This is a genomic window from Bradyrhizobium jicamae (assembly GCF_001440395.1).
In the GTDB taxonomy this organism is placed as follows: Bacteria; Pseudomonadota; Alphaproteobacteria; order Rhizobiales; family Xanthobacteraceae; genus Bradyrhizobium; species Bradyrhizobium jicamae.
Genome location: NZ_LLXZ01000078.1, coordinates 7,509 through 16,262 on the forward strand (window position 1 = coordinate 7,509; position 8,754 = coordinate 16,262).

Here is an 8,754-nt window from a genome sequence, read left to right on the forward strand (position 1 = left end):
GCTTCCAGGCGCACGACACCCGTGCGGACGGCGGCGTGCGCAGGATAGAACTTCATCGCGAACGCGTCGTGCTGCACCGTGCCATCAAGGGCATGCGGATGGCGATCAACGTCCGCGTCAGCGACTTTCTCGGCGTCGCCTGGCGCGGCCTCGACGACGACGCGCAGATGCTGGTGCTGGCGCATCGCGACCCGTCCCTGAACATTCCCTTGTGCGTCAGTTCCGATGCCGAGGAGATCGCCTCCGCCTGGCAGATGTGGAGCGACATCTTCGCACTGCCGCTGCTGACGGAAGACGACGAGCGCGAACCGGCCGCCCGCCGCCGCCGCCATAACGCCGTCCGCGCCCGCCGCCCGAAATTCCTGGTGCGCCGCCGGCTTGGCAATTTGGACAATACCGAGACCGTTCATCGGGACGAACGCGAGATCATCGCCCGGGATTAACTCGTCAGTGGCTGCAGTCTCGTAGGATGGGGTGGAGCGAAGCGCAAGCGTGCCCACCATCGAGCAGCGTGCGCGATGATGGATGGTGGGCACGTCGCTGGCGCTCCTTTGCCCACCCTACAAGAGCGTGGAATTACGCGCGCAGCAGCGCGTCAACCAGCAGTCCCGCAAACAGCAGCAGGCCCGCGTCGCGGTTGGATTTGAAGAGGCGCAGGCACAGCGCGCCATCGCGGATGTCCAATCGCTTGATCTGCCAGACCAGATGCGCGGCAAACGCGACGAGGCCGATCCAGGCCGGCCAGCGTGCGCCGCCGAGCGCCAGCGCTATGCCGATCAGAACCACGGCGAGCGGATAGAACACCGAAAGCGCCAGATGGGTGCGCTCGCCGAACAGGCGCGCGGTGGACTTGATGCCGATCAGCGCGTCGTCCTCGGTGTCCTGGTGCGCATAGATCGTGTCGTAACCGATCACCCAGCTGATCGAGCCGGCATAGAGCACGAGCGCGGTCAGGTCGATCCGGCCGAGCGTGACCGCAAACCCCATCAGCGCGCCCCAGGAGAACGCCAGCCCGAGCACGACCTGCGGCCACCAGGTGATGCGCTTCATGAAGGGATAGATCGCGACGATGACGAGCGAAGCGATTCCGGTCAGGATCGCGAAGCGGTTGAACTGCAGCAGCACCGCCAATCCGATCAGCGCCTGCAGGACCATGAACGCCGACGCCTGCGCCACGCTGATCTGCCCGGCGGGCAACGGCCGCGAGCGCGTGCGCTCGACGCTGGCATCGAGGTCGCGGTCGGTGATGTCGTTCCAGGCACAGCCGGCACCGCGCATGACGAAGGCGCCGATGAAGAACAGCACGATCACGAGCGGCAATGACGAGACGTCGCGCGCGACGCCGGCAGCGAGCGCCGCCGACCACCAGCACGGCATCAGCAACAGCCAGGAGCCGATCGGACGATCGAAACGGGAAAGCCGCAAGTAAGGTCGCGACCAGGACGGCGCATGCGTATCGACCCAGTTGCCGGTCGAATCGGCAACTCGGGCGGTCGCGTCGCTCATCGGAGGGTCATCGCGAAAGAACGTTTCCGTTCAGCGTATCGAAGGTGCTGCCGCCCTTCTTCACGGCTTGCGCCTCGGGCAGCGCCGCCGAGGAGCCGAGCACTTCGCTCAGGCTCGGACCGGCCGGTCCCCGCGTTGCCGCCTGCTGTGCGACGGCACAAACCTGATTCTGCATCTTCTCGGTGTTCTTGTGGCCGTTCTTGAGCTGGTCGGCGATCTGCGGCGGAATTCCGCATTTGGCGGAATTGGTCTCGACATATTTGATCATCTTCACTTCGGCCTGGCCGAAATTCTTGATCAGCTTGCAGGCCTCATCCGGCGGCGCCTTGCGCTCGCTCGCGGCCTTGATCAGCTTGCCGCGCTTCTCGGCTTCCTCGCGCAGGGGAACGAAGCCTTTCATGCAGGCGTCCGCCGCACCGCTCGCCTGCGGCGGCGGCCCGCTGAATCCGCTGGAAATCGGGGCGGCACCTTGCGAGGGGAATGCCGACGGCGCGCCGACTGTCGCCGACGGCGCGGCGCCATTGACCGGCGGAAACGGCGAATTCGCAGGCGCAGCGCTCTGGTTGGGGAGCGGTGCCGGAAAGGCACCCTGCGCAAAGACGTGGCCCGCGTGGAACGTCACGACGGCAGCGGTCAGCGGCACAATTAGACGGCGGATCATCAAGTGTGGTTCTCCGGCGAGGTCAGGCAATCCCCAACGTGTCCCGAACGAAGCAGATTTGCGAAATAGCTTTTTACGATTCCTGCCGCCGCTTAACAACCCGTGGATTGGGGCAGCAGCACGGCGCAAGGCAGCCCCAAAAGTTAAAAATAGCGTCCCGATTCTAGCGCTTTAGGCTAAAAGCGCCCGAAAACGGAACCTTACCGATGCCTGACCTTGATTTTCGCGCACGCCTGCTGCGCGGATGAGTCACGGAAATTGTCGATTAATCCAGTGACCAAAGTCCCCGACCGGGCCAGCCGGTCCGCGGGCCTGCGCCTGCTGCGCCACGGCACAGACCTGCTTCTCCAACCTCTCTGTGTTACTGCGGCCGTTTCTGAGCTGCTCGATGGTCTGCGGCGCAACCCCGCATCTGGCCGCGTTGGCCTCGACATATTTGATCATCTTCAATTCGGCCTGGCCAAAATTGCCGATCAGCTTGCAGGCTTCATCCGGAGGCGCCTTGCGCTCGCTTGCGGCCTTGATCAGTTTGCCGCGCCGCTCGGCCTCCTCGCGCAAGGGAACGAACCTGTTCATGCAGAGATCGAGGCGGTCACCTGATGGCTGCAGTGGCCCGCCGCCGAACGCAGGGCTCGCAATAATCGGCGGGCTGTTGCCGGCTGTCGCCTCGGTCTGGCCGGGTAGCGGCGCTGGAAACGTGCCTTGCGCGGATGCTTGCCCGGCGTGAAGCGTCGCGGCGGCAAAGGCTAGTCGCATAATCAGGCGACGGATGATCAAGAGGCTTCTCCGATAAGGCGCTGCGGCCCAACGTCGTCCAATCGAAGCAAGGTTCCGGTTATGAGCTTTTATAGGCTAGAACCGGCGCGAAACGGAACCATCACATATGCCTGACCTTGATTTTCACGCCCCTCGCCTGTTCGTCGACGCGCCCTTGCGGGAGGGCGAGCGAATCGCGCTGGAACGCAACCAGAGCAATTATCTCGGCAACGTGCTGCGGCTCTCGGCGGGCGAAACCATCCTGGTGTTCAACGGCCGTGACGGCGAATGGCGGGCGGCGATAGAGGGCCGCAAGCGGCCGGACGGTTTGATCATCGCGGCCCAGACACGGCCGCAGGATCGGCTGCCCGACATCGCCTATGTCTTCGCCCCGCTGAAACACGCCCGCCTCGACTACATGGTGCAGAAGGCGGTCGAGATGGGAGCATCGAGCCTGCAGCCGGTGCTGACGCGGCACACCCAGGTCTCGCGGGTCAATGGCGAGCGGATGCGCGCCAACGTCATCGAGGCCGCCGAGCAATGCGGGATACTCAGTCTGGCCGAGGTCGCCGAGCCCGTTGCGCTCGACCGTTATCTCGACAAGCGCGACCCGGCGCGGCTGCTGGTGTTTTGCGACGAGGCGAGCGACGTCGCCGGTCCGGTGCAAGCGCTGCAGACGGCGCAGGCCACGGCCTCCGGCATCGACGTGCTGATCGGCCCCGAGGGCGGATTTGCCGAGGAAGAACGGGCGCTGTTGCTGCGGCAGCCGAAGGCGCTGCGGCTGTCCCTGGGCCCGCGTATCCTGCGCGCGGATACCGCCGGCGTCGCCGCGCTGGCGCTGGTGCAGGCGGCGCTCGGCGACTGGCGGGGCTAACCACCGGGGGTGTCCGGTCCAGCCACCCACCATTAATTCAGTTGGCCAATCCCTGTCGAAACGCCGCCCCGGCCATGCTAAGGCCTGCGCCACGAGCGTCCCGGAACCCCGGGAGCCCCAAACCAACCCTGGAACCCGGTTTTTCCGGCTATTTGGACGTAAAATGACCGCGACCGCTGCCGTCAGAGGTGCTGCCGGGTCCGCCGCCTGGGCGGACACGCTGCTATTGTCGTTTGCACAAGGCGGCTACGTCCAGGCGCATCCGGCCATCCTGCAGCCGGCCGAGCCGTTCCTCGACCTCTCCGGCGAGGACATCCGCAAGAGCCTGTACCTCACCACCGACGCCTCCGGCGAGGAACTCTGCCTGCGGCCGGACCTGACCATTCCGGTGGCGCGGGATTATCTCGCCTCCGGGCGCGCCGGACAGCCGGTGGGCTTTTCCTATCTCGGGCCGGTGTTCCGCTATCGCGGCGGCCAGCCGAGCGAGTTCCTGCAGGCCGGCATCGAATCGTTCGGCCGGCAGGACCGCGCCGCGGCGGATGCGGAAATGCTGGCGCTGGCGCTGGAAGCGACCTCGGCCTTCGGATTGAAGGATGTCGAAATCCGCACCGGCGACGTCGCGCTGTTCAACGCCCTGATCGATGCGCTGGATCTCTATCCGGTGTGGCGGCGGCGGCTGATCAAGGATTTCAGCCGCAAGATCAGCCTCACCGAGGACATCGAGCGGCTGACGCTCTCGACCGCGCCCGGGCGCAACGAGTATGAGGGCGTGCTGGCGGCGCTGGCCGGCTCCGACCGCAAGGCGGCGCTGGCGCTGGTGACCGACCTGATGTCGATCGCCGGCACCACCATCGTCGGCGGGCGCTCGGTTGCCGAGATCGCCGACCGCTTCCTCGAACAATCAACCTTGAAAGGCGGTGCGCTGCCGCGCGACGCGCTCGACATCATCAAGCGCTTCCTCGCGATTGCGGGCCACCCCGATGAATCGGTCAAGCAACTGCGCGCGCTGGCCCGAGATGCCAAGCTCGATCTAACGGCGGCGATCGACCAGCTCGAAAGCCGCATCGGCTTCATGGCCGCGCGCGGCATCGACACCAAACTGGTGCGCTTCTCCACCTCGTTCGGCCGCGGGCTCGATTATTACACCGGCTTCGAATTCGAGTTGCACAAGAAGGGCAACGGCGTCGAACCGCTGGTGGGGGGCGGACGCTATGACGGACTGATGACGCAGCTCGGCTCGCCGACGCCGATACCGGCAGTTGGATTCTCGGTGTGGATCGAAGCCCTGACGCAATACGGCCAGCCCGCCTCGCAAGGGAGCGCCGCATGACCGCCCCCTTCGTTCTTGCCGTTCCCTCCAAGGGCCGCCTGCAGGAAAACGCCGAGGCGTTCTTCACCCGCGCCGGGCTTTCGCTGGCGAAGCCGCGCGGCGCGCGCGACTATCGCGGCACCATTGCGGGCCTCGACAATGTCGAGATCGCCTATCTCTCGGCCAGCGAAATCGCCTCGCAACTGGCGCGCGGCATGGTGCATCTCGGCGTCACCGGCGAAGATCTGTTGCGCGAGAGTATCCCCGATGCCGACAAGCGCGTGCTGCTGATCGACAGCCTCGGCTTTGGCAGCGCCAATGTCGTGGTCGCGGTGCCGCAGGCCTGGATCGACGTCCGCACCATGACCGATCTCGACGACGTCACCACCGGCTTCCGCGCCCAGCATAACCGGCGGATGCGAGTCGCAACCAAATACATCAACCTGACGCGCAACTTCTTCGCCGCCCACGGCGTGGTCGATTACCGCATCGTCGAGAGCGCCGGCGCCACCGAAGGCGCGCCGGCGGTCGGCACCGCGGAGCTGATTGTCGATATCACCACCACCGGCGCCACCCTTGCCGCCAACGGGCTGAAGGTGCTCGACGACGGCGTCATCCTGCGCAGCCAGGCCAACCTCGTGGCGTCGCGCGAAGCCGACTGGTCGACGGAGGCCCGCGAGACCGCGCGCGTCATCCTCGACCACATCGCCGCGCGGGCGCGGGCCAGCAAATTCCGCGAGGTGCGAACACGTTTCGCCGGCTGCAACGAGGCGTTGTTGACGGAGGCGCATAACCGGTTCGGCGTGGTGGCGCCGTTCGGCGGGCCGACCTCCTCGGGCATGCTCACGCTGCACTGCCCGCCAATGCATCTCTACGCGCTCGGCAGCTTCCTGCGCGAGCACGGCGCCGACACGGTTTCGATCGCCTCGCTGGATTATGTGCTCGACCGCGAAAACCCCTTGTTCGCCAAGCTCGAGGCGTTCCTGCGGCAATAAGGCTGCCGTTTCGTTCATCGTTGCGACAGGCGGGGCCAAGTAACATATGCTGTTTTGGAGCACCAACTGGGACCTGATCGATGACGCTTGGCTCTGACGTTTCCCGCCTGACGACCACCGCCGCCAGCGCGGCGGCCAAGGGACTGTCGATCGTCGTGCCGCTGTACAACGAGGCGGCGGGGCTCGCTTTGCTGCACGAGCGGCTGATCGGCCTCGCCCGGACGCTGAAGGCGCGATACGGCTTGGCCTGCGAGGTTGTCTATGTCGACGACGGCAGCGCCGACAACACGCTTGTCATCGCGCGCACGCTGGCCGCCGACGCGCTCGACGTCCAGGTGGTGTCGCTGTCGCGCAATTTCGGCAAGGAGGCCGCGCTGATGGCGGGGCTCGACCATGCCCGCCTCGGTGCGATCCTGTTCATGGACGGCGACGGCCAGCATCCGCCTGATATGGTCGAAAAGCTGGTCTCGCACTGGGTCGATGACGGCTACGACGTCGTATATACGGCGAAGGCGCATCGCGACAATGAATCTTTCCTGCGCCGCCAGGCGGTGCACGGCTTCTACGCGCTGATCAATTGGGGCGCGCGGCAGAAGATCCCCGAAGACGCCGGCGATTTCCGCCTGCTGTCGCCGCGCGCCGCCGCCGCGCTGCGCCAGTTGCCTGAGCGCAACCGCTTCTTCAAGGGCCTGTCGAACTGGATCGGCTTCCGCCAGATCCGCGTCGATTACGAGCCGGCGCCGCGCGCGCATGGCGTCACCACGTTCAGCCCGGGCCGGCTGATCGGCCTGTCGATCGAGGGACTGACGTCGTTCTCGGTGGCGCCGCTGCGCTTTGCCAGCCTGCTCGGCGTGCTGCTCGCACTCACGGCCTTCATCTTCGGCCTGACCATTCTCTGGGAGGTCTGGACCACCGGCAAGCAGGTCCCCGGCTATCCCTCGCTGATGATCGGGTTGATGACGATCGGCGGCGTGCAGCTCATCATGATCGGCATCGTCGGCGAATATATCGGCAAGATCCTTTCCGAGCTGAAGGCGCGTCCGATCTACTTCGTCGCCGAGCATTCCGAAAAACGCGCCGATGGCGAGACGACGGCCAGTGCCAGCGAACGGACCGCGGCCGAATGAACGATGCCGCGCCGCCGCGCCGGATCTGGCTGTGCGCCGACGATTACGGACTGGCCGAAGGCGTCAACCGCGCCATCCGCGATCTGATTTCGCGCGGCCGTCTCAATGCCACCTCGGTCATGGTGGTGGGACCTGCGATCGGACGCGCCGAAGTCACTGCGTTGCAGGAGGCTGCGACGGCGAGCCCGCGCTGCGCGATCGGGCTGCATGCGACACTGACCGCGCCGTTTCGTCCGCTGACGATGCACTTTCGTCCCGTCGACGGCGGGCTGTTTCTGCCGTTTCCAAAACTGCTGCGCGCCGGTCTGTTGCGGCGGATCGATCCCGGCCTGATCGAAGACGAATTGTTGGCGCAGCTTGCGGCCTTCAAGGAATTGTTCGGCCGCGCGCCTGACTTCGTCGACGGCCATCAGCACGCGCAACTCTTCCCCGGGGTGCGCGACGCGTTCCTGCGCGCGGTCAAGGAGGCGGCGCCCGGCGCCTGGGTCCGCCAGGGCGGACGCCTCAAGCCGCTCGGCCAATTGCTCGGCGCGCCGAAAGCCTTGGTGCTCGACGTTCTCAGTGCGCAATTCCGCAAGCGCGCCACAGAGGCCAAAATCCCGTTCAACCCGGCCTTCGCCGGCGCCTATGATTTTTCGAGCGCGCCCGATTTCGGCACGCTGATGGGGCAGTTCCTCGAAGGGCTGCCGGAGGGAAGCCTCGTGATGTGCCATCCCGGCTTTGTCGACGAAACGCTCACAAGCCTCGATCCCCTGACCACCCAGCGCGAGGCGGAACACGCGTATCTCGCAAGCGACCTTTTCGCGGCTGTGCTGGCGGCGAATAAAGTTACATTGGGCTGACGCAAATCCGGGGAATGTGACCGGCGTATTGTCGCATACCAAAATTTAATTTGGCCGCCCACTACTTGCGACGCAAAGCCCGCCCTACATCTTGCCCGCGCGTTGACGACGATGTGACGCGAGGGAGAGGGCCATGACACCGCAAGAACGCCAACTGATTGACGATCTTTTCGACCGGCTGACCAAGCTGGAAAGCGCCAAGCGCGATCCGGAGGCGATGTCGGCGATCATGCAGGGCCTGCGCAACGCACCCAACGCGGTCTACGCGCTGGTGCAGACGACGCTGGTGCAGGACGAGGCGCTGAAGCGCGCCGACATGCGCATCCAGGAACTGGAAGCGGCGACGTCGGGTCAGCAAGCTCAATCCGGCGGCTTCCTCGATTCGATGCGCGACGCGATCTTCGGACAGAACCAGCAGCCGCAAGGTTCATCGCATGGTTCGGTGCCGAACGTTCGCGCGCCCGACATGGCCAGCCGCCCGACCTGGAACAGCGGTCAGGTGCTGCAGCAGAGCCAGGCGCCCGGACAATACAATCAGCCCGGCTATGGCCAGCCTCCGGGCTATGGCCAGCCTCAGCCCTATGGCGGCGCGCCGCAGCCGCAACAGCCTCCGTTCGGCGGCGGTGGCGGCTCGTTCCTCGGTACCGCGGCGGCGGCCGCGGCCGGCGTGGTCGGCGGCTCGCT

10 protein-coding genes are annotated in these 8,754 nt (G+C 65.8%); 7 read left to right on the plus strand and 3 right to left on the minus strand.

The window, feature by feature from the left end; translation table 11 throughout:
* On the plus strand, nucleotides 1-443 hold a 443-nt coding region (locus CQ12_RS12475; protein WP_057835608.1), incomplete at its 5' end, for a DUF6101 family protein.
* Between the two features lie 133 nt (nucleotides 444-576).
* Here CQ12_RS12475 and ubiA read toward each other — a convergent pair.
* The 3 genes from ubiA to CQ12_RS45015 all read right to left on the minus strand — a co-directional run bounded on the left by ubiA (nucleotide 577) and on the right by CQ12_RS45015 (nucleotide 2,944).
* Nucleotides 577-1,506, minus strand: a complete 930-nt coding sequence (ubiA, locus tag CQ12_RS12480; protein ID WP_057835609.1) for a 4-hydroxybenzoate octaprenyltransferase — start codon at nucleotides 1,504-1,506, stop codon at nucleotides 577-579.
* 7 nt (nucleotides 1,507-1,513) lie between these two features.
* The gene (locus CQ12_RS12485) at nucleotides 1,514-2,167 is read right to left on the minus strand and encodes a hypothetical protein (protein ID WP_057835610.1); all 654 of its coding nucleotides are present in this window, start codon (nucleotides 2,165-2,167) and stop codon (nucleotides 1,514-1,516) included.
* 249 nt (nucleotides 2,168-2,416) lie between these two features.
* Nucleotides 2,417-2,944 carry a hypothetical protein gene (locus CQ12_RS45015; RefSeq protein ID WP_083519259.1) on the minus strand — a complete coding sequence of 176 codons (528 nt, stop codon included), beginning with the start codon at nucleotides 2,942-2,944 and terminating at the stop codon, nucleotides 2,417-2,419.
* A gap of 106 nt (nucleotides 2,945-3,050) precedes the next feature.
* On the opposite strand from CQ12_RS45015, the gene CQ12_RS12495 reads away from it, so the two are divergent.
* The 6 genes from CQ12_RS12495 to CQ12_RS12520 all read left to right on the plus strand — a co-directional run.
* The gene (locus tag CQ12_RS12495) at nucleotides 3,051-3,797 is read left to right on the plus strand and encodes a 16S rRNA (uracil(1498)-N(3))-methyltransferase (RefSeq protein WP_057835611.1); all 747 of its coding nucleotides are present in this window, start codon (nucleotides 3,051-3,053) and stop codon (nucleotides 3,795-3,797) included.
* A 163-nt stretch (nucleotides 3,798-3,960) separates the two neighbouring features.
* A complete protein-coding gene (locus CQ12_RS12500; RefSeq protein ID WP_057835612.1) occupies nucleotides 3,961-5,127 on the plus strand; it encodes an ATP phosphoribosyltransferase regulatory subunit in 1,167 nt (388 codons plus the stop codon).
* Nucleotides 5,124-6,101 carry an ATP phosphoribosyltransferase gene (gene hisG / locus CQ12_RS12505; protein ID WP_057835613.1) on the plus strand — a complete coding sequence of 326 codons (978 nt, stop codon included), beginning with the start codon at nucleotides 5,124-5,126 and terminating at the stop codon, nucleotides 6,099-6,101. Before CQ12_RS12500 ends, hisG begins: the two co-directional genes overlap by 4 nt.
* A gap of 80 nt (nucleotides 6,102-6,181) precedes the next feature.
* Nucleotides 6,182-7,228, plus strand: coding sequence for a glycosyltransferase family 2 protein (locus CQ12_RS12510; protein WP_057835614.1), 1,047 nt, complete (start codon nucleotides 6,182-6,184; stop codon nucleotides 7,226-7,228).
* A complete protein-coding gene (locus CQ12_RS12515; RefSeq protein ID WP_057835615.1) occupies nucleotides 7,225-8,070 on the plus strand; it encodes a ChbG/HpnK family deacetylase in 846 nt (281 codons plus the stop codon). The genes CQ12_RS12510 and CQ12_RS12515 overlap by 4 nt, the downstream gene beginning before the upstream one ends.
* 133 nt (nucleotides 8,071-8,203) lie before the next feature.
* Nucleotides 8,204-8,754: DUF2076 domain-containing protein (locus CQ12_RS12520; protein WP_157088173.1), on the plus strand; the 551-nt coding region annotated here is incomplete at its 3' end.

Coding starts and splice junctions, on each gene's coding strand:
- ubiA (WP_057835609.1), bottom strand. CDS start 1,506: ATGAGCGACGCGACCGCCCGAGTTGCCGATTCGACCGGCAACTGGGTC.
- CQ12_RS12485 (WP_057835610.1), bottom strand. CDS start 2,167: ATGATCCGCCGTCTAATTGTGCCGCTGACCGCTGCCGTCGTGACGTTC.
- CQ12_RS12495 (WP_057835611.1), top strand. CDS start 3,051: ATGCCTGACCTTGATTTTCACGCCCCTCGCCTGTTCGTCGACGCGCCC.
- CQ12_RS12500 (WP_057835612.1), top strand. CDS start 3,961: ATGACCGCGACCGCTGCCGTCAGAGGTGCTGCCGGGTCCGCCGCCTGG.
- hisG (WP_057835613.1), top strand. CDS start 5,124: ATGACCGCCCCCTTCGTTCTTGCCGTTCCCTCCAAGGGCCGCCTGCAG.
- CQ12_RS12510 (WP_057835614.1), top strand. CDS start 6,182: ATGACGCTTGGCTCTGACGTTTCCCGCCTGACGACCACCGCCGCCAGC.
- CQ12_RS12515 (WP_057835615.1), top strand. CDS start 7,225: ATGAACGATGCCGCGCCGCCGCGCCGGATCTGGCTGTGCGCCGACGAT.